Origin of the sequence: Campylobacter canadensis (assembly GCF_013177655.1) — a bacterium.
GTDB classification, from domain to species: Bacteria; Campylobacterota; Campylobacteria; order Campylobacterales; family Campylobacteraceae; genus Campylobacter_E; species Campylobacter_E canadensis.
On sequence record NZ_CP035946.1, the window covers coordinates 584,806 to 605,265 of the forward strand.

Genomic DNA, 20,460 nt, shown 5'->3' on the forward strand with positions numbered 1-20,460 from the left:
TTTTTTTTGTTAAACAAAAATAAAAAAAATAATTTTTTTCATACAAACTCCTAAAAAATAATAATAGTTATTATTTTATATAGTTATTTTTAAATTTAGCTAAAAACAAATAAATAATAACCTTAGCATATAAAAAAGATTAAATATATACTTTTTTTTAATAAAATCAAATATCTAAATTTAAAAGGAGCAATTATGAAAGTTTTACTTATAAAAGATGTAAAAGGCTTAGGCAAGGCTGGAGAGGTAAAAGAAGTAAAAGATGGATATGGGCAAAATTTTTTAATAGGAAAGGGTTTTGCAAAGCTTGCTAGTACAGAAGTTTTAAGAAAACACGCAAGTGATTTAAAGAAAAAAGAAGAACAAAATAGATATGAACTTGAACTTATGAATAAATTAAAAGAAAGTTTAAGCGATAAAACAGTAATTGTTAAAAAGCAAATTGGAGCTAATGGACATTTATTTGGCGGAGTTACAAAAGATGAAATTTCAAATGCTTTAAAAGAACAGTTTCATTTAGAAGTTGATAAAAAATGTATTCAAGAACTAAATGCAAAAGAACTTGGAATTTTTAATGTTACAGCAAAGCTTGGTCATGGAATTAATGCTGAATTTAAAATTGAAATAAAGGCGCTTTAATGTTTTGTGCTACAACTATTTTAGCTTACAAAGGAAAAGATGCTTCTGTTATAGGTGGTGATGGACAAGTTACTTTTGGAAATGCTGTTTTAAAATCAAATGCAGTAAAGCTTAGAAAATTGTACGATGGTAAAATTCTAGCTGGTTTTGCAGGAAGTACAGCTGATGCTTTTACATTATTTGATATGTTTGAAAAAATGCTTGAAAATAAAAAAGGTGATTTAGAAAGAGCTGTAATTGATTTTTCTAAAGAATGGAGAAAAGATAAATATTTAAGAAAACTTGAAGCGATGATGATAGTTTTAAATAGAAAGCATATATTTTTATTAAGTGGTACAGGAGATGTTGTGGTACCACAAGATGAGTGTATTTGTGCTATTGGAAGTGGTGGAATGTATGCTTTAAGTGCTGCAAGAGCTTTACACGCACATGCAAATTTAGATGAATTAAGCCTAGTAAAAGAAAGCTTAAAAATTGCTGGAGAAATATGTATTTATACTAATACAAATATTACAACTTATGAATTGAGGGATTAAAATGCAAATGTTACCAAAGGATATTGTTAGTTTTTTAGATGAATATATTATCGGTCAAAATAAGGCAAAAAAACAAATAGCTATTGCCTTAAGAAACCGTTATAGAAGATTGCAACTTGATAGTGCTATGCAAGATGATATTATGCCAAAAAATATTCTTATGATTGGTAGTACTGGGGTTGGAAAAACAGAAATCGCTAGAAGAATAGCAAAATTAATGGGCTTGCCTTTTGTAAAAGTAGAAGCTAGTAAATATACTGAAGTTGGCTTTGTTGGTCGTGATGTAGAAAGTATGGTAAGGGACTTAGCGAATGCAGCATTAACTTTAGTTAAAAATGAACATTTAGAAAAAAATAAAGCAAGATTACAAGACGTGGTTGAAAGTAAGATTTTAGAAAAACTATTACCACCTTTACCAAAAGGTGTTAGCGAAGAAAAACAAGTTGAATTTGAAAGCAGTCTTGAAAAAATGAAAGAGCGTTTAAGAGCAGGTGAATTTGATGAAAAAATGATTGAAATTCAAGTAACACAGCGTTCTTTTGAACAAAATGCTAACCTACCACCTGAATTAGCAGGAATGCAAGAAATGGTAAAAGTAATTGGAATTGCTGATAAAAAAGTAAAAAAAGAAGTAAAAATTAAAGATGCAAAAAAAATTTTAGAAAATGAATTAATGGACAGTATCTTAGATAATGAGAGTATAAAAGATGAAGCTGCAAGAAGAATGCAAGATGAAGGTATAATCTTTATAGATGAGATTGATAAGGTAGCTGTTAGTTCATCAAATTCAAATCGCCAAGACCCAAGCAAAGAAGGTGTGCAAAGAGATTTATTACCTATTGTTGAAGGTAGTGTTGTTAATACAAAACTAGGAAATGTAAAAACTGACCATATTTTATTTATAGCAGCAGGCGCTTTTCATCTTAGCAAACCAAGCGATTTAATACCTGAATTACAAGGTCGTTTCCCAATTAGAGTTGAGCTTGATAGTTTAGGCGCTGATGAATTAAAACTTATTTTAACCACTCCAAAAAATTCTTTATTAAAGCAATATACAGCTTTATTAAGTACAGAAGGTGTTAAACTTGAATTTAGTGATGAAGCGGTTAATAAAATAGCACAAATCGCTGCTTTAGCAAATGAAAAAATGGAAGATATAGGCGCTAGAAGATTGCACACTGTAATTGAAAAATTACTTGAAGATATTTCTTTTGAATGTGAAAAATATGAAAATAAAGAATGCTTAGTTGATGAAGCTTTAGTTGAAGAAAAACTAGGCAAAATAGTAGAAAATAACGATATAGCAAGATACATTTTATGATAAAAAGTGGTTTTGTTAGTGTAATTGGTCGTACCAATTCAGGAAAAAGTTCTTTGATTAATGCTTTATTAGGCGAAGAACTTTGCTTTATTTCAAGAAAAGAAAATGCAACTCGCCGTAAAATGAATGTAATCATTATGCACGGCGATAATCAAGTAATTTTAGTAGATACTCCAGGTTTACATGAAAGTAATAAAACTTTTAATCAACTTCTAATTGAAGCGGCAAAAAAAAGTATTAATGAATGTGATTTAATTTTATTTGTAATGAGCGTAAAAGATGATTTTAGCGAATATGAAAAATTTTTATCATTAAATCCAAAAGTAGAGCATATAGTAGTTTTAAATAAAATTGATTTAGTAAAAGATGAATATTTGTTAAAAAAGTTAGCTGAATTTAATTTTAATGCTAAAATTATTCCTTTTACAAATAAAAATAATTTTTATAAAAAAATATTACTTGATGAGATTTGTAAATATCTACCAGTTCATCCACATTTTTTTGATGCTGAACATACTACCGATAAAACTTTAAAAGAAGTAGCAGCGGAGTTAATTTTAGAAAGCATTTATGATAATCTTAGCGATGAAGTACCATATTTTTGTGAAGTTGTTGTGCAAAAAGTTATAGAAAAAGATAATGAAACAACTTTTTTTGCAGATATTATCACGGATACAAATTCTCATAAAGCAATGCTAATTGGTAAAGAAGCTAACACTATTAAAAGAATTGGTATAAAGGCAAGAAAGCGTTTGCAAGACTTGCTGGGAATAAAAATTAATGTAAAATTACTTGTCAAACAAAAAAAACATTGGTATAATGATGAGATTTTTTTAAAACAAATCAAGTTAAGTAATTAAAAAAAGGGTATTGTAAATGTCTAGAAAAAATAACAAAAGAGATATTATTGCTTATGATATAAATTCAAATAAGCTTTATAGACTTGCTAACAATATATTAAATGAAATTACTATTAAGGATAAGACCAAAACCGCTTATAATATTTCTTATATGCCAGGTTTAGAGGTTAAGTATTCTTCTGTTGATGTGTCAAACGAGTCTGATGAAGATGAAATCAATGTTATTACAAATAAGATTTATGAATCATTAGGCTTAGATATTGATAAGGATTATAATATAACTTATGGTATTTCAAATGCAAGTATGGGGGTGAATACAATTTATAATGTATTCGTTGTTGATAATGAAAAAATAGCAGAAACATTTGATGAGGTTGCAAAAAAGATAAATTATATTGATTATCTTGATATGGAGCCTTTGCTTTATAAAACATATTATTCAAATCAAATACTAGACAGTATGGGATTGCAAATGTTTATATATCTACATAAAACTTATGCAACACTTACTTTTTATAAAGATGGTGAATTAATTTACTATCGTGTTTTGAATAAATTAAGTATTGATATGCTTCATGCTGCTTACTGCAATGATTTAAGCGAAAGAATTAGTGAAAGAATTTTTATTGACGATTTAAATAGATATGGATTTGACCATATTGAAGAAGCAAAAAAGATTTCTTTAAATAAAGTTTTAGCTGATGCGTTTAAACTACTTGTAAGTAATATAAGTTTTGGAATTAAAACACTATCTTTAGCAGATATGGGTATTAGTAGAGTTATAGTTGGGACTGATATTGGTTTAAGTGATAATTTTTTAAGAAAAATAGAAACTATGTTTTCTTGCTTTAGAAGCATAGACCCAGATGAGCTTATAGATAGATTGCTTGAAAATAATACAGAAATTAATAGCAACACATTAAGAGTAAATCAATTTTTAAATATTCACAAGTTTAAATATGACCTATTTAAAAATACTAAGGAATTTATTCCAAATATAAAAGCACAAGAAAATACACTAGAAAATGTTGAGCATGAATTAAATATCAATCCTTTTGTTTTAATGAGCTTTTTAAAGGCACAAGAACAATTAAAAGAGCCTATGCCAACTTTTAATATCTCAACATATCTTAGACCTTTACCGCTATTAAAAAGAAGATCAGGTCAGCTTATTTTAACCGCAGTGCTTGCTTTATTGCTTGCTATTTTGTACCCTATCTTTAACTATTCTTATGGGTATTATTTATCGTTCAAGAGTGATACTTTAAGTCAGCAATTACCTAGTGTAAAAGAAACTCACGATAAGTTAAGTCAGCAAATAAGTGGTCTTAAATCTCAAATAGATTCGCTTAATCAAAATATAAATCAAAGCAAACAACGCTATAGCTATATTGCTAACTTATTAGATGAAATTTACAATAAAAAGCAACATTATTATGCAAGAGCAAAAATGGTAAAAGATTTAACAGGCTTTTTAAATGTTAGTAATGTAAAGATAACTACACTAGAAGCTAATGCGAACACGATTGAATTAGGTTTAAAAGGTGGAAACATAGAAGTAGCTAATTTTTTAAATTCTATTTCTTCTGTTGATAAGTACTCAATTGATTCTAAAGATATAAATATTCAAAATATTATAAATCCTGATGGAAGTAGTGAGTATGTAAGTAAAGTTGTTATAAGGGTTGTAAAATGAATAAGGGTGTAAATTATTTAGATAAGATTGATGATTATTTTTCATTAAAACCAAACAATGTTTTTTATGCTTGTGCAGTGTTATTGTTTGTAGCTGTTTTTTATTTAGTTTATGATTATACTTATGAAGATTCAGAAGTATATGTAAATGAAATTGTTGAAAAAACTAATGAAATGACTAAAACTATTGAAAGCTTGCAAGCTTTTATTGATGATAATAATAGTAGGGCTGCAGTGCCTAATATGCAAAAAAGATTGCAAGATTTAAGAAAAGAAGAGAAGACTATAAACGATGATACAGCTTTTTTTGATAATAAATTAAAAGAAATATCTCCTTTATTGTTTAATCAAAAAAATTGGTCAAAATTTATTACAAAAATTAATTCTCAAGCTATGAAAAATAATTTAATTATTGGCGATATACAAAGTAGATTAAATGATGCTCATAGCAGAAAAGTTGAAGAAATTTTCAATATTTCTTTTAGCATTAAAGGTAAATTTCAAGATATTTTAAGATTTATTAATTCATTAGAAGAATCAGAAGATATTGTAGATATTACAAGCATAAAGATGTATTCTAATAAAAAATATCTTAATCTAGAAAACAATCAAAATAATAATCAAAATAATAATCAAAATAATAACTCAAATAATGTAGAAGAAGATGATGGCAGTATTAAAACTGAATTAAAAATTTCAATTTGGGGGATTAAGTACTAATGAAAAATATATTTTTAATGATTTTATTAACAATAAATGTGCTTGCTATTGACAAAGAAGCTATAGAGCAAAAGATTAAAGCTTTATCAGATGCAAGAGTGATTTTAAACAGTAGTGATATTGATATGTTAAATAATCCATTTTATCAAGTTGTTACGAATAAATCTCAGCAAAATACAGAACCAGTACTTACTTTTACATTATCAGCTATAGTTGAAAAAAGAGCTAAAATTAACAATAAGTGGTATGAGGTTAATGAAGAAATTGATGGAAGTAACGGCTATAAAGTTGTTTCAATAAAAAATGATATTGTTGGAATATCAAATTCTAATAATTATAAAGAATTAAATTTAAAGGATTTTCAAAATGTTCAAATCAATTAATAAAAAACTTTTCTTATCTATTTGTTTAGTTGGTTCTTTAGCTGCAAATTCTTATGCAGCAAGTTGTTCAAAAAGAGCTTTTGATATTAAGGTAAAAGAAGAAACATCAGCAAATGAGATTATCAATCAATTATCAAATATCTGTTCATTTAGCGTAGTGTATAAAGACTCTTATGCAAAGACTGCTTTAACACAAAAGCAAAATGGTATTAATATGAAAAAGATGCACCTTAAAGATATTTTTGATTTCTTAATTAAAGAACAAGGTTTAACTTATGAATTTGAAAATAATATTTTAAGAGTTGTTGGATTAGAAACTAAAACTTTTAAATTAGATTATATTACTTCAATTCGTGAAGGTAGCGCTATTACAAAGGCTAATGTTGATTCATCTTCAAGTTCATCATCTTCAAGTTCATCATCTTCAAGTTCATCATCTTCAAGTTCATCATCTGATGATGATAATATAATTAAAACATCAGAAAAGTTTGATTTTTGGAAGGATATAGGTAAAGAAATTATTGATATTATGCAAAATTCAGGTAAGGGTACTCCAGTGATTGCACCTACTATTAACTCAAATGCAGGTTTAATTACAGTTACTTCAAATGAGGCTACTCTTGATAAAATTCAAGCATATTTAAATAGAGTTGAAGAATCTCTTAAAAAACAAGTTATTATTGATGTATCTATTATTGAGGTTAGCTTAGACAAATCTCATAAAACAGGTGTTGATTGGTCTAAATTTAATTTAGGTTTTGATACTACAAATTCTCAGGATGCAAAGGACGCAGGTATTATTAACGATGCTTCAAATATTTTATTTGGTAAGCTAATTACAGGTACAGGTATTAGAAATGAAAGTTTAGCAGACCAAGGAGTAAAATCATCTTTTGAAGGTAGATTATCTTTTAACTTAACAGGTATGCTTAATTTCTTAAAACAAAGCGGAGATGCTAAGGTTGTTTCTAGTCCAAAAATTGCAACTTTAAATAACCAACAAGCTTTAATAACAGTTGGAGATACAATTAATTATAAATTAAAAAGCTCTTCAACAAGTTCAAGTGGTGATAGCACATCGCAAAGTGAAGAAATGCAATCGATTTTTGTGGGTATTTTATTGAATATTTTACCTGAAATATCAGACGATAATAAAATTATGCTAAGAATTAATCCAAGTATTTCATCACTTAGAAATGCAGAAGATGGTAATTCAACTTCAAATGCAGATAGAACAATAGCTCCTGATACAAAACAAAAGAAAATATCAACAGTTGTTCAGGTAAGAGATGGTGAATCTATAGTTTTAGGTGGCTTGATTAATGAAGTTGATGGTTATACTAAAAATGGTATTCCAGTATTACAAGACATTCCATTACTTGGAAAGTTATTTGGTTCAACTGCTAAAACAAAAAATAAGAGCGAATTAGTGTTTGTAATTACTCCGCATATTGTTGATTTTAGTAAAAATAAAGAAGATATTAAAAATTCTTTAGAAGATTTAGGTTATACACTTGCGCTTGATTATAAAGATGAGCTTAAGCCAAATGCAACTAAAGACGAGATATTAAAAAAGTAATATGAGTAATAAATATACTTATGCAAAGGAGCTATTTATTGATAATTTAGCTTCTTTTAATTTTATAAACTTAGATAAATCTAAGATTACTTATCATAGAATAATTAGTGCTTTGTCAAAACCATTAAAGCTTATTTTATTTTATGGAAAACCAGGTAGTGGAAAGACTTTTATACTTACCAAAGTTGAAAATGATTTAAAAAAACAAGATAAAAAAATAATTTTCTTTCCACAACCTTTTTATTCTGAGAAAGAATTTTTTTCAACCTTATTTTATGAAATAAATAAGGAAGAAAAAGAAATACTATCTTATGAATCTTTTTTAAAAAACTACAAAGAGCTTTTAGTTGTTAGCGAAGAAGAAGCAAAAAAAGAACCATTTTTAATAATGCTAGATGAAGCTCAACTTTATCCGCAGATTTTAATTGAGAAAATTAGATTATTAGCTGATACAAAATTGTTTAGATTTTTATTTACAGTGCATAAAACAAGTGTAGGGGAAGAAGATGTATTAGCACAAGAGCATTTTACAACTCGTATTTGGGAAAGCATTGAGCTAGTTGAATCTACACAAAGTGAAGTTATAACTTATATTGAAAAAAAGCTTGATAGTTTAAGTGATAAATTAGGGAATAATTTTTTTGTAAAAAAAGATTATGATTTTATCTATAAGCTAACTAAAGGAAACTTAAGAACTGTAAATTTATTACTTTATAAGGCTTTTGAAATATACGAATTTTATGAGCAAGAAAAATCAAGTGAATTTGCAAATGCTAACATTAATGAAAAGGTTCTTACAATGTCAGCTATTTCACAAAGGCTTATAAATGCTTAATATGTACGAAATTATTGAATTAGAAAGCAAGTATTTAGAATATACTAAAAAAAATAAAAAAAAGAAGAATTTTTTATATTTAAGTATCGGTTTTTGTAGTATTTTAGTTGTTTTATTTGTGCTTATTTTTATTAACTTTTTTTTCAATCAAAGCAATCAACAAAGTCAAGTAGCTTCTACAAATAAAGCTATTATTCAAGATGAAGTAACAAAAAGTATTGTTTTAAAAGAAAAAGAAAAAATTCTACAAAGTAAAATTTCAAATTTAAATTCAAAAAAAGCTAATGAAAATTTAAATAATAGTATAGCAAAGGTTGAAGAAAAGCAACAAAATAATATACAAGAAATAGAAAGTAAAAAAAGTCAATCTTTAGAAGAAAACGCAATATTTAAAAAAGATGATATTGTAAATAACCTAGCAAATAATTTACCAACATTTGAAATAAAATCAATTGGTGTAAAAAATAGTACTATTGAGAAAAATAAAAAAGATATTAGCAACAATAATTCTTCAAATAAACAAAATGTATTAAAACAAATACAAGCGCCTAAAGAAGTATTTGTAAATTCAAATATGCAAATTGTACAAAGTGAGCAAGAAGATAAAGAAGAAGAGCTAAATCCTAATATAATAATAACAGATTCTCAAAGTAAAACTAAGCTAAAAACAAATAAAAATAGTGATATTAAAGAATTACAAAGTAATTATAATGAAACAGGTAGTATTTATTTTGCGATTGAGCTTAGCAAACAATATTATTTAATGGCTGATTATTCTAATGCTAGAAAATGGTCTATTATTGCTAATCAAAAAGATAAAGCAAATGAAGAAACTTGGATTTTATTTGCAAAAGCTAGTTATAAATTAGGGCAAAAAGAACAGGCTTTAAATGCTTTAACAAATTATAATAAAGATGTAAATTCTACAAAGGTAAATAAATTAATTGAGCAAATTAAAGGAAATACATTATGAGATATTTTTTAATATTTACTTTTTTATTTTTGCAATTAAATGCACTTGATATTGATAAATTAGAAGATTATATCATTAAAGAACAATATGCAAAAGTATGTAATAACAATATTTACAATATTGCAATGAAAAATCAAGACGATGGTTTATTAAATTTATATGCTATAGCTTGCTTAAGGTCTGATTTTATTAATAAATTAGCCCCTGTTATTATTACAATGAGAAAGAGTAAAGAAGCAAGAGATAATGCAATTTATTATTCAACTATTTTATATAAAAAGAAATTATTATATTCAGCAATAGTTGATGGAGTTGATATAAGTGCTATTAAATTGCCAAAGTGTGATTATGTATTATCAGACATTTACGATGATTATGTAAGTGGTAATTATGAAAAAAAAGGCGATAATTATTATTTTAAAAAAGATGGTAAGTATAAGTATTTAGTTAATACTAAATATGATTTACCTTATGTTAAGTTAATAGTTAATGTATTAGGCGATAATCTAAATATTATTGAAAAGAAAGAGTACTGGTGAAATGAAAATAGAAGCTTTAAGTATATTAATAGGCAGAAGAGTGCCACAAATTAAAGAAAATCTTTTAGCAATTGAAGATTTAAATGAAAGATTGGAATTTATTAAATCTAATGTAGATGAAGAAGCTTTAAATTGGGCTTTATTTGAAATGTACAAAGAAGAAAACATAAGTTTAGATGAAATAAGTGCCAATTTTAATATAAGTGATAACGATTTTTTAAAGGCTTTAGCTGCAAGGCTAAAATTTGATTTTATTGATTTGGATAATGTTGATGTAGATTATAGAATAATAGAAAAACTACAATACAATATGCTAAAAAATACAGGTATTATTCCTTTTAAAGAAGATGAAATTAATGTTTATATTGCTTATTTAAGACCATTTTCTTTTGATGACCAAGAGCAAGCACAGCATTTATTTAATCGTAAGCTAGTTAAAAATTTTGTTGCAAACCCAGCACAAATTGAAAGAATTTTAAGAAAAATAGAGCAAAATGAAACAATTAAAGATTTAGTTGCAGAAATTAGAAGAGAGTTAAACTCAGACCCAACTTTAGCTAATGATGCTGATAATAATTCTTCAGGTATTTTAAAATTAATTGAAACAATTCTTAGAACTTGTATTGTAAGCCGTGTTAGTGATATTCATATTGAACCAACTGAAGTTAATTGTGTTGTGCGTGGTCGTATAGATGGTATGCTTGCAGAAATTTTTATTTTTGATAAAGATATTTACCCGCCTATGGTTTCTCGTATGAAACTTTTATCAAATATGGATATTGCAGAGCGTAGAAAACCGCAAGATGGTCGTTTTTCAGCTACAGTAAATAATGTTGAATACGATTTTCGTATCTCAACTCTACCAATTATTAATGGCGAAAGTATAGTTTTAAGGATTTTAGATAAGTCAAAAGTTGTTATTTCGCTTGATAAATTAGGTATGCACCCTGTTAATTTAGAGCGTTTTAAAGCAGCAATGCATGCTCCTTATGGAATTATCCTTGTAACTGGTCCAACTGGTTCTGGTAAAACAACTACACTTTATGCAGCCTTAAATGATATGAAAAGTGTTGAAACAAAGATTATTACTGTTGAAGACCCAGTTGAGTACCAACTTAACTTAATACAACAAGTGCATGTTAATGAAAAAGCAGGTCTTACATTTGCTGCGGCACTTAGGTCTATTCTTCGTCAAGACCCTGATATTATCATGATTGGGGAGATTAGAGATGCTGAAACCTTAAGAATAGCAATTCAAGCAGCATTAACAGGACACTTAGTGTTTTCAACCCTGCATACAAACGATGCAGTTTCTGCAGTTACTAGGATTGCTGATATGGGGGTTGAGCCTTATATGATTAGTGGTGCATTAACAGCTATTGAAGCACAAAGACTTATTAGAAAATTATGCCCAAATTGTAAAAAACCTGCAGTTTTATCAAAAGACTTTTTAGAAAAAATTGAAAAATACACAAAAGAAGTAGAGAATTTCCAATTTTACAAACCAGTAGGTTGTCATAAATGTTCTCAAACAGGTTACGCAGGGCGTGAGATGATTAGTGAAATTTTACCAATAAGCGATAGATTATCTTCTATGGTTGCAGCAGGGGCTAGTAAAGATGAAATTAGAACAGTTGCTTATGAAGAAGGATTTGTTGATATGTACCATGATGGTATTGTAAGAGCTGCTCGTGGAATTACGAGTATTGATGAAGTATTAAGAGTTGCTAAAGAATAATAAGGATTTATTATGAAAAAATTTAATGTTGAGTATATGAATCAAGGGCAAAAGAAAGTAGTTACTTTTACAGCCCAAACTAAAGCAGGAGCTGTTGAACTTGCAAGACAAAGAAATATAGGAAAAATTGTTAAAACAAGTGAGGTTCAAACCAAGTTTGATTTTAATGCTTATGTTAGTAATTTTAAGCCTAGCAAAATGTTTGCACCTAAGTTGAAATTACCTGATTTAATCGCTTCAATAGCGCAGTTAAGTGTTATGGCTGGTGCTGGTATTTCAATCCATGATAGTGTAAGAGAGGTTGCAAATTCTACTCAAAATAAAAGATTAAAAGAGATATTTACAAAATGTTATGAGGACTTAAACTCTGGTCTTTCTTTGTCTTTATCTTTAGAAGTTTATAGAAAAGAATTAGGCGATATTGTTTTAGCTATGATTAAATTGGGAGAAAGTACGGGTAATTTAGGCGATAGTTTAAAAAAGCTTGCATCAATGTTGCAAGAACTTTATGATAATAACCTAAAATTTAAAAAAGCAATGAGATACCCACAAGTAGTTGTTACAGCAATTGCTATTGCCTTTACAATACTTATGCTTTATGTTGTGCCGAAATTTAAAGAAATTTTTGAACAATTGGGTGCAAATTTACCTTTAGCAACTAGAGCGCTTTTATTTATTGAAAGTGCGCTTAGAAATTACGGACTTTATATGCTTTTAGCCTTAGTTGTAATTATTATTGGTGGTAAAAAAATGTATGTAAATAATAGACATTTTAAAGACCAAGTTGATAAATATGTTTTAAAAATATATTTAATTGGTAAGGTAGTAAGATACGCTTCAATGTCAAGATTTAATTTAATTTTTACAGAGCTTGTAAGAAGTGGTATTCCAATTGCTGATGCACTTGATACTTCACTAAGAACTATTACAAATACAACTATGAAAGCAAGATTAAATGCCACTAAAATTGCTATTTCAAGAGGTATGAGTTTAACAGAAGCTTTTAAAGAAACAAATTTATATGAAAATATGCTTATTCAAATGATTAAAGCAGGTGAGGCCAGCGGTCAGCTTGATGCTATGTTAGAAAAAGTAACAGATTATTACAAAGAAAGATTTAACACCATCATTGATAATATGTCAAGTTACATTGAGCCAATTTTAATGCTTTTTATTGCTGCTATGGTTTTATTCTTAGCGCTTGGAATTTTCTTACCGATGTGGGATTTAGGAAGTGCTGCTAGAGCTTAATTATTAATTTTTATTATCTATACTTTTTTCTTTAATAACCAAAACAAGGAGATTAAGTGAAAAAAGTATTGTTATCTTTTGCTTGTTCTATTTATATTTTTGCAATTAATATTCAAGATGCCCCAAAGGCAAATAGAGTTGATGCTTCTAATAATCAAGTGATTTTATCTTATAATAATTCTATTAAAAAGGCTAGACAAAGTGTAGTTAATATAACCGCTACATATAAATCACAAGGTAGTAGTAAGTATTTTGAAGAGATTTTAGATGACCCGTTTTTTAAACATTTCTTTTCTATACCAAATAAAGAAAATCAAATAAATGAAATGGATAAAAAAATCGGTTCAGGAGTAATAATTAGTAAAGATGGCTATATAATTACAAATAGTCATGTGGTTTTGGATGCTACAAAAATACAGGTTTTAATAGATTCAAATGAAGTGCCAGCAAAATTAATAGGAGCCGACCCAAAAAGCGATATTGCAATCATTAAGGTTGATATGAAAGATTTAAATGCAATTGCGTTTGCTGATTCAAATGAAGTTTTAGAAGGTGATGTTGTTTTTGCTATTGGAAACCCTTTTGGAGTGGGTGAAACCATCACTCAAGGTATTGTTTCAGCTTTGAATAAAAATAATATTGGCTTAAATGATTATGAAAATTTTATTCAAACCGATGCTGCAATTAATCCTGGTAATTCAGGCGGAGCTTTAGTAGATAGTAGAGGAGCTTTAATCGGTATAAATTCAGCTATTATTACAAGAGGTGGTGGAGCGAATGGAATTGGCTTTGCAATACCTTCAAATATGGCAAAACAAATAGCTAATGAGCTTATTAATAATGGAAAAATTGAAAGAGGATATTTAGGTGTTTATTTAGCACAATTAAACCAAGATTTAAAAAAGACATACAATTCTCAAAAAGGAGCTTTAGTTACGCAAATTGACCCAAATTCAGCAGCTGATATCGCAGGTCTTAAAAGAGGAGATTTGATTATTAAAGTTAATGATAAAGAAGTTAGTAATGTTATGGATTTAAAAAATCACATTGGCTCTTGCAAACCTAATGATAAAATAATCATAGAATTTGAAAGAGATAAAAAAATATTAAAAAAAGAAATTGTATTAAAAAGTGATTCAAAGGAAAATAATTTATCTTATGATGAACTTGGTTTAGAATTAGAAAACTTGAACATTAAAGCAGCACAAAAATTAAATGTTGGAGAAAATGGTGTTCTTGTAAAAAATGTAAAAAAAGATTCTAAAGCACAAAAAGCAGGAATTATGATAATGGATGTTATTGTAGGGGTTGAAGATAGTGATGTAAATAATTTAGAAGAATTTTACGAGCAAATGCAAAAAAATAAAAATAAAGAATACATTAAAATATGGGTAAAAAGAAACGGCATAACAAATGTATTTGTATTAAAATAAGGAGTAAAAAATGATTAATATTTTAATGATTGAAGATGATTTAGAATTAGCAGAAATTTTAAGCGAGTACCTAACTCAATATGATATGAAAGTAGATATCGCTGATGAGCCTTATATTGGTTTATCAAAATTAAATTTAAAAAAATATGATTTAATAATTTTAGATTTATCACTACCAGGAATGGATGGACTTGAAGTTTGCAAAGAAATTCGTAAAAAACATACAAGCCCGATTATTATTTCATCAGCTCGTCATGATATAAACGACAAGGTTGAAGCTTTAGAAATTGGAGCGGATGATTATTTACCAAAACCATACGACCCAAAAGAGTTAAAAGCAAGAATAATATCTCATTTACGCAGATTTGAACAAATTCAAATTAGTGCAAGTGAGCATTCAAATAAAACTTTAGAATATGATGAATTTAAACACGCAATTTTTTATAAAGGAAAAGAGCTTGTTTTAACTAATGCTGAATTTGATATTTTAAGCTATCTAATAAAAAAAGAAGGTGGCGTGGTAAGCCGTGAAGAATTAATTTATAATTGTTCATCAATAAATGAAGAAAGCTCTAATAAAAGCATTGATGTTATTATTTCAAGAATACGCCAAAAAATTAGCGATGATAGTAAAACACCAACTCATATTCACGCAATTAGAGGTATAGGATATAAGCTAACTCAATGAAATCAAGTATTTTTTATGTAATTACTTTTATTTTTGCCTTAGCATCAATTACTATAGCTGTTGCATTTATATGGCTAATTAATTTTGATAAGATTAATTATTCAAGTGAATTGAATGCTAAGTACGCTTATTTAGCTAATTTAAAGCTTCAGGAGTTATATTCAAATAATAAAGGTGAGTTTGAATACAAAAGTAGCAAATATAAATTAAAAGAAATTACAGGAAAAGAAAAAGAAGAAATTATTAAAAATTCTTTAGTTTTAGATGAAGATAATAATTATATAGGCTCGGGTAAAATCTTAAATTATAAAAATGATAATTATTTGTATATTAGATATTTAGATAAGGATTTTTTATATAAAGATGGAGATTATAATTTTTATCGTTACATAAGCATTCAGCTTATTTTATCCTTTGTTATTTTAGTATTGCTTGTGTGTTATATTTTCGTAATTACAAGATTAAGACCGCTTGGTAAATTAAAAAGACAAATTACAAAATTTGCTAATAATGATTTAGAAAATATAGAAAATATAAGTACAGGAAATGATGAGATTTCACAAGTGTCCGATGCTTTTTATCAAGCAATTTGTAAAATTAAAGATATGAATAGCTCAAGGCAGTTTTTTTTAAGAAATATTATGCACGAACTCAAAACACCAATTACAAAAGGTAGAATAACAGCAGAGATGCTAGAAGATACCAAATTCAAACAAAGACTAATCGGTGTTTTTGATAGAATGGTTATTTTAATTGACGAATTTGCAGCAATAGAGCAAATAACAAGCAGAGTAGAAAAAAATAAAAAAAGAGTTTTAATTTCTCATATTTTTGATGAGGCAAAATCTATGTTGCTTTTAGAAATAGATAATGTGCATATTATTTTAGAAAATAATTTTTTAGTTCAAGTTGATTTTAAATTATTTACAACGGCAGTAAAAAATCTTTTAGATAATGCCTTAAAATATTCAATTGATAACACTGTAAGAGTTGTAATTTGCGCTAGTTGTATTAGGTTTTACAATAAAGGAGAAAAGCTTGATAAAAGCTTACAATATTATACAGAGCCTTTTACTCAAGGTAATAGAAATATAAATTCTTTTGGTTTAGGGCTTTATGTTGTAAAAACAATTTTAGAAGAACATAAATTAGGTTTAGAATATTCATACGAGCAAGGCTTTAATATTTTTTCTATTACAAAATTAGAAAATATTGCTGTAATTTAAATTAATATTAATATTTTTTTTATATAATCTCGCCTTTTATTTCACACACACTATCCTAAATTGTTGCATTTTAATGCTGAAGGTGTGGAGGTAAAACAATTTTTTTAAGGAGAAACCTATGGTTACAATGAGAGATTTATTAGAATGTGGTGTGCATTTTGGGCATCAAACAAGACGCTGGAATCCAAAAATGAAAAAATTTATTTTTGGTGAAAGAAAAGGTATTTATGTAATTGATTTACAAAAAACAATTAGATATTTTAGATATACATATAATGTAGTTCGTGATGCAGCTGCTGAAGGTAAAACAATTTTATTTGTTGGTACAAAAAAACAAGCAAGTGCAACTTTAAAAGAATATGCAGAAAAATGTGGAATGCCATATGTAAATCACAGATGGTTAGGCGGTATGATGACAAATTTTGATACTATTCGCCAATCAATTAGAAAACTAGAAGTTATTGAAAGCATGCAAGAAGATGGAAGCATTAACTTATTAACTAAAAAAGAAGCTCTAATGCTAAATCGTAAAAAAGAAAAATTATTAGATTATTTAGGCGGAATTAGACATTTAAAAACTCGCCCAGATATGATTTTTGTTATTGATACAGTTAAAGAAAAAATTGCAGTTGCTGAAGCTAATCGTTTAAAAATCCCAGTTGTTGCACCAATTGATACAAACTGCGATCCTGATGTAATTGATTACCCAATTCCAGGAAATGATGATGCTATTCGTTCAGTACAACTTTTCTGCCAAGAAATGGCTGAAGCGATTAACGAAGGTAAGGCTTTAAGAGAGCAAGACGGAGAAATTCCAGCAAGTAAAGAAGAAGAAATTACTGAAGATGAAAAGCAAGATGTGCTTGAAGAAGCTATGAAAGAAGGAGAGGAATAATGGCTGAAATTACTGCTGCAATGGTAAAAGAACTGCGTGAAAGTACAGGCGCAGGAATGATGGATTGTAAAAATGCTTTAAGTGAATGCAATGGTGATATGCAAAAAGCAGTTGAATATCTAAGAGAAAAAGGTTTAGGTAAGGCTGCTAAAAAAGCTGATAGACTTGCAGCTGAAGGCTTAGTTGGAGTTTATGTTAGTGAAAATGCAGCATCTTTAGTTGAAATAAATTCAGAAACAGACTTTGTTGCAAAAAATGATAAATTTATTGAATTAGTAAATACAAGCGTAAAACACATACAAGCAAGTAAAGTTAGCAGTGTAGAAGATTTACAAAATAGTAATATTGATGGTATGAAATATGAAGATTATTTAAAAAACCAAATCGCAACTATTGGAGAAAATTTAGTAGTTCGTCGTTTTGCAACTTTAAATGCAGCTAATAATGAAGCTTTAAATGGTTATATACATACAAATGGTCGTGTTGGTGTAATTATTAAAGCTAAATTTAACAATGCAGCAAATAAAGAAAAAGTTGAAGAATTCTTAAAACATCTTTGTATGCATATTGCTGCTATGAAACCTAGTGTTTTATCATATAAAGACTTAGATAAAGATTTTGTAGAAGCAGAATATAGAGCTTTATGTGCTGAGCTTGAAAAGGAAAACGAAGAATTAGTTCGCTTGAAAAAACCTTTACACAAGATTCCAGCATTTGCAAGTAGATTACAAATTACAGATGATATTTTAAAAAATGCTCGTGAAAATATTGAAAATGAATTAAAAGCACAAAACAAACCAGAAAAAATTTGGGATAAAATTATTCCAGGTCAAATGGCAAGATTTATTTCAGATAATTCAATCTTAGATAGCAGACTTACACTTATGGGACAATTTTATGTAATGGATGATAAAAAAACAGTTGAAGAAGTTATAGCTGATAAATCAAAAGAAATGAATGATGAAATTGTAATTGAGTCATTTACAAGATATGAAGTAGGCGAAGGCCTAGAGAAAAAAGCCGATGATTTTGCAGCAGAAGTTGCAGCTCAAATAGGTAAATAATGTTAAAATTGCAAGGTATTACCCATAGCTTTGATACCTTGCTTTTTAATAATTTTAATTGTGAATTCAAAGAAGGTACAAGTACAGCAATAGTTGGTAAAAGCGGTAGCGGAAAGAGTACCTTACTACACATTGCATCAAGTTTATTAAAACCACAATCAGGACAAGTTCTTTACAAAGGTAATGACCTTTATGCTTTAAGTGAAGATGAAAGATTAAAAATAAGAAGAAATGAATTTGGTATTATCTTTCAACAGCATTATCTTTTTAAAGGTTTTAGCGCCTATGAAAATATAGAACTAGCAAGTATTTTAAGTAAAGAGAAAATAGATTTTGATATTTTAAAATTTTTAAATATTGAACATGTTCTTAATAAAAAAACGCATTTACTAAGCGGTGGTGAGCAGCAAAGAGTGAGTATTGCCAGAGTTTTATGTAAAAAACCAAAGCTTATTTTTGCAGATGAACCAAGTGGAAATTTAGACCCAAAAAATGCAAAAAATGCCATAAAATTATTATGTGATTATACAAAAAATAACAATAGTGCTTTATTTTTAATTACTCACGATATGGAACTTGCTTTAATGTGTGATTTTAGGATAGAAATTGGCTAAGATAGTTTTTTTAAGCGGTGCTGGTCTTAGCGCTCCATCAGGTCTTAGTACTTTTAGAGATAATAATGGGCTTTGGGATGAGTATGATTTAGATGTGGTTTGTAATTATCAAACTTGGAAGAAAAATTTTTCTATAGTGCATGAATTTTACAATAAAAGAAGAATGCAGTTAAAAGAAGTAAAAGTAAATAAAATGCATGAAAAAATTGCAGAAATATCACAAAAATATGAAGTGCTTAATTTTACTCAAAATGTTGATGATTTGCTTGAGCGTGCAGGGTGTAAGAATGTAATTCATTTGCACGGAGAATTATTAAAACTTCATTGTACTAATTGTGATTATAAAATTAATTTTACTTTAGATGATGATTTAGAATTTAAAATTGCAAAATGCCCTAAATGTAATGATAATTTTATAAAACCTAGCATTGTATTTTTTGGAGAAATTGCACCGCTTTATGATATGTTATATACTGAGTTTGCTAATTTACAAAAAGATGATTTAGTGTTTATTATAGGTACAAGTGGAGCTGTTATAAATATTAATTATTTATTAAGATATAGCAGAGCAAAGGCGATTTTGATTAACCTTGAAAAAAATCAATATATTGATGAAAGTTTATTTGATAAAATAATTTACAAATCCTGCGATGAATGTGTTGATGAAATAGAGCAAATAATAAAACAATGGAAATCTTAAATTTTTATAATGAGCATAATGTAGTTATTTTTGTTTTGTTATTAACTAGATTAAGTGCTTTATTTTTATTCTTTCCTTTTTATTCGCACGCACAAATTCCTGTTGTTATAAAATCATCTTTAGTTTTAATTTTTACATTTTATTTTTTTCCATTAGCGCATTCAAACGAAGCAAGTTATAATAATTTAATTTTTGCAATTTTAAGCGAATTTTTAATGGGTTTTATAGTTGGTTTATGTTTGCAGCTTAGTTTTACTATTTTGCAAATGGCAGGCGAACATATGTCTTTTATTATGGGTTTTTCTATGGCTAGCGTGCTTGACCCTAGTACAGGAACGCAAACTCCAATTATAGGGCAGGTAATAAGTTTTTTAGCCTTATTATTATTTTTAGCATACGATGGGCATCATTTGTGCTTAATTTTAATATCAAAGAGCATAAATTCCATTGATTTAGGTGCTTTTTATTTAGATGATAAATGGTATTTGTATATAATGCAAAGAGTAAAAGATATTTATTTAATAGGTCTTAGCTTAGCCTTTCCTATTGTTGCTATGTCTGTGCTTTGCGACTTTGTTTTTGGTTTGCTTATGAAGACAATGCCGCAATTTAATTTATTGGTAGTTGGCTATCCTATAAAAATTACTATTTCTTTTACAATTTTAATTGTAATTTTAGGCACTATTTTGTATTATTTCAAAGAATTAGTGCTAAAAAATTTTTATTATTTAGATTTATTAGTAAATAAGGTTTAATATATGTTATATGGAG

General features: G+C 27.5%; 21 protein-coding genes. All 21 read left to right on the forward strand.

From position 1 onward, the window contains the following. The first annotated feature begins 195 nt into the window (after positions 1-195). The 21 genes from rplI to fliR all read left to right on the forward strand — a co-directional run bounded on the left by rplI (position 196) and on the right by fliR (position 20,444). Complete coding sequence (rplI, locus tag CCANL266_RS02775; RefSeq protein ID WP_172231017.1) at positions 196-639, forward strand: 50S ribosomal protein L9; 444 nt, start codon at positions 196-198, stop codon at positions 637-639. Next, complete coding sequence (gene hslV / locus CCANL266_RS02780; RefSeq protein ID WP_172231020.1) at positions 639-1,175, forward strand: ATP-dependent protease subunit HslV; 537 nt, start codon at positions 639-641, stop codon at positions 1,173-1,175. Before rplI ends, hslV begins: the two co-directional genes overlap by 1 nt. 1 nt (position 1,176) lies before the next feature. Then, positions 1,177-2,496, forward strand: coding sequence for an ATP-dependent protease ATPase subunit HslU (hslU, locus tag CCANL266_RS02785; protein WP_172231023.1), 1,320 nt, complete (start codon positions 1,177-1,179; stop codon positions 2,494-2,496). After that, entirely contained in the window at positions 2,496-3,356 is an 861-nt protein-coding gene (era, locus tag CCANL266_RS02790) for a GTPase Era (RefSeq protein ID WP_172234365.1), read from the forward strand. The genes hslU and era overlap by 1 nt, the downstream gene beginning before the upstream one ends. A 16-nt stretch (positions 3,357-3,372) precedes the next feature. Next, positions 3,373-5,052, forward strand: coding sequence for a hypothetical protein (locus CCANL266_RS02795; RefSeq protein ID WP_172231026.1), 1,680 nt, complete (start codon positions 3,373-3,375; stop codon positions 5,050-5,052). Beyond that, positions 5,049-5,771, forward strand: a complete 723-nt coding sequence (gene pilO / locus CCANL266_RS02800; RefSeq protein WP_172231029.1) for a type 4a pilus biogenesis protein PilO — start codon at positions 5,049-5,051, stop codon at positions 5,769-5,771. The genes CCANL266_RS02795 and pilO overlap by 4 nt, the downstream gene beginning before the upstream one ends. Continuing rightward, positions 5,771-6,154 (forward strand): stage V sporulation protein S, encoded by a 384-nt coding sequence (locus CCANL266_RS02805; RefSeq protein WP_172231032.1) that lies wholly within the window; start codon positions 5,771-5,773, stop codon positions 6,152-6,154. The genes pilO and CCANL266_RS02805 overlap by 1 nt, the downstream gene beginning before the upstream one ends. Further along, complete coding sequence (gene mshL, locus CCANL266_RS02810) at positions 6,138-7,733, forward strand: pilus (MSHA type) biogenesis protein MshL (RefSeq protein ID WP_172231035.1); 1,596 nt, start codon at positions 6,138-6,140, stop codon at positions 7,731-7,733. Before CCANL266_RS02805 ends, mshL begins: the two co-directional genes overlap by 17 nt. A gap of 1 nt (position 7,734) precedes the next feature. After that, positions 7,735-8,568 (forward strand): ATP-binding protein, encoded by an 834-nt coding sequence (locus tag CCANL266_RS02815; protein ID WP_172231038.1) that lies wholly within the window; start codon positions 7,735-7,737, stop codon positions 8,566-8,568. Next, positions 8,561-9,541, forward strand: coding sequence for a hypothetical protein (locus CCANL266_RS02820; RefSeq protein ID WP_172231041.1), 981 nt, complete (start codon positions 8,561-8,563; stop codon positions 9,539-9,541). Before CCANL266_RS02815 ends, CCANL266_RS02820 begins: the two co-directional genes overlap by 8 nt. Continuing rightward, complete coding sequence (locus tag CCANL266_RS02825; RefSeq protein WP_172231044.1) at positions 9,538-10,080, forward strand: hypothetical protein; 543 nt, start codon at positions 9,538-9,540, stop codon at positions 10,078-10,080. Before CCANL266_RS02820 ends, CCANL266_RS02825 begins: the two co-directional genes overlap by 4 nt. Before the next feature lies 1 nt (position 10,081). Then, entirely contained in the window at positions 10,082-11,818 is a 1,737-nt protein-coding gene (locus CCANL266_RS02830) for a GspE/PulE family protein (protein ID WP_172231047.1), read from the forward strand. 12 nt (positions 11,819-11,830) lie between these two features. After that, the gene (locus CCANL266_RS02835; RefSeq protein WP_172231050.1) at positions 11,831-13,069 is read left to right on the forward strand and encodes a type II secretion system F family protein; all 1,239 of its coding nucleotides are present in this window, start codon (positions 11,831-11,833) and stop codon (positions 13,067-13,069) included. Positions 13,070-13,125: 56 nt separating this feature from the next. Continuing rightward, positions 13,126-14,502: a Do family serine endopeptidase gene (locus tag CCANL266_RS02840; RefSeq protein WP_172231053.1), complete on the forward strand. Its 1,377-nt coding sequence runs from the start codon at positions 13,126-13,128 to the stop codon at positions 14,500-14,502. Between the two features lie 10 nt (positions 14,503-14,512). Beyond that, on the forward strand, positions 14,513-15,190 hold the full coding sequence (locus CCANL266_RS02845) for a response regulator transcription factor (RefSeq protein ID WP_172231056.1): 678 nt from the start codon (positions 14,513-14,515) through the stop codon (positions 15,188-15,190). Next, positions 15,187-16,416 carry an ArsS family sensor histidine kinase gene (locus CCANL266_RS02850; protein WP_172231059.1) on the forward strand — a complete coding sequence of 410 codons (1,230 nt, stop codon included), beginning with the start codon at positions 15,187-15,189 and terminating at the stop codon, positions 16,414-16,416. The genes CCANL266_RS02845 and CCANL266_RS02850 overlap by 4 nt, the downstream gene beginning before the upstream one ends. Before the next feature lie 118 nt (positions 16,417-16,534). Further along, a complete protein-coding gene (gene rpsB / locus CCANL266_RS02855; RefSeq protein ID WP_172231062.1) occupies positions 16,535-17,311 on the forward strand; it encodes a 30S ribosomal protein S2 in 777 nt (258 codons plus the stop codon). Continuing rightward, on the forward strand, positions 17,311-18,375 hold the full coding sequence (gene tsf / locus CCANL266_RS02860; RefSeq protein ID WP_172231065.1) for a translation elongation factor Ts: 1,065 nt from the start codon (positions 17,311-17,313) through the stop codon (positions 18,373-18,375). Before rpsB ends, tsf begins: the two co-directional genes overlap by 1 nt. Further along, positions 18,375-18,989 carry an ABC transporter ATP-binding protein gene (locus tag CCANL266_RS02865; protein ID WP_172231068.1) on the forward strand — a complete coding sequence of 205 codons (615 nt, stop codon included), beginning with the start codon at positions 18,375-18,377 and terminating at the stop codon, positions 18,987-18,989. Before tsf ends, CCANL266_RS02865 begins: the two co-directional genes overlap by 1 nt. Beyond that, positions 18,982-19,689 (forward strand): Sir2 family NAD-dependent protein deacetylase, encoded by a 708-nt coding sequence (locus CCANL266_RS02870; protein ID WP_172231071.1) that lies wholly within the window; start codon positions 18,982-18,984, stop codon positions 19,687-19,689. The genes CCANL266_RS02865 and CCANL266_RS02870 overlap by 8 nt, the downstream gene beginning before the upstream one ends. Then, positions 19,677-20,444, forward strand: a complete 768-nt coding sequence (fliR, locus tag CCANL266_RS02875) for a flagellar biosynthetic protein FliR (protein ID WP_172231074.1) — start codon at positions 19,677-19,679, stop codon at positions 20,442-20,444. Before CCANL266_RS02870 ends, fliR begins: the two co-directional genes overlap by 13 nt. Positions 20,445-20,460 lie beyond the last annotated feature (16 nt).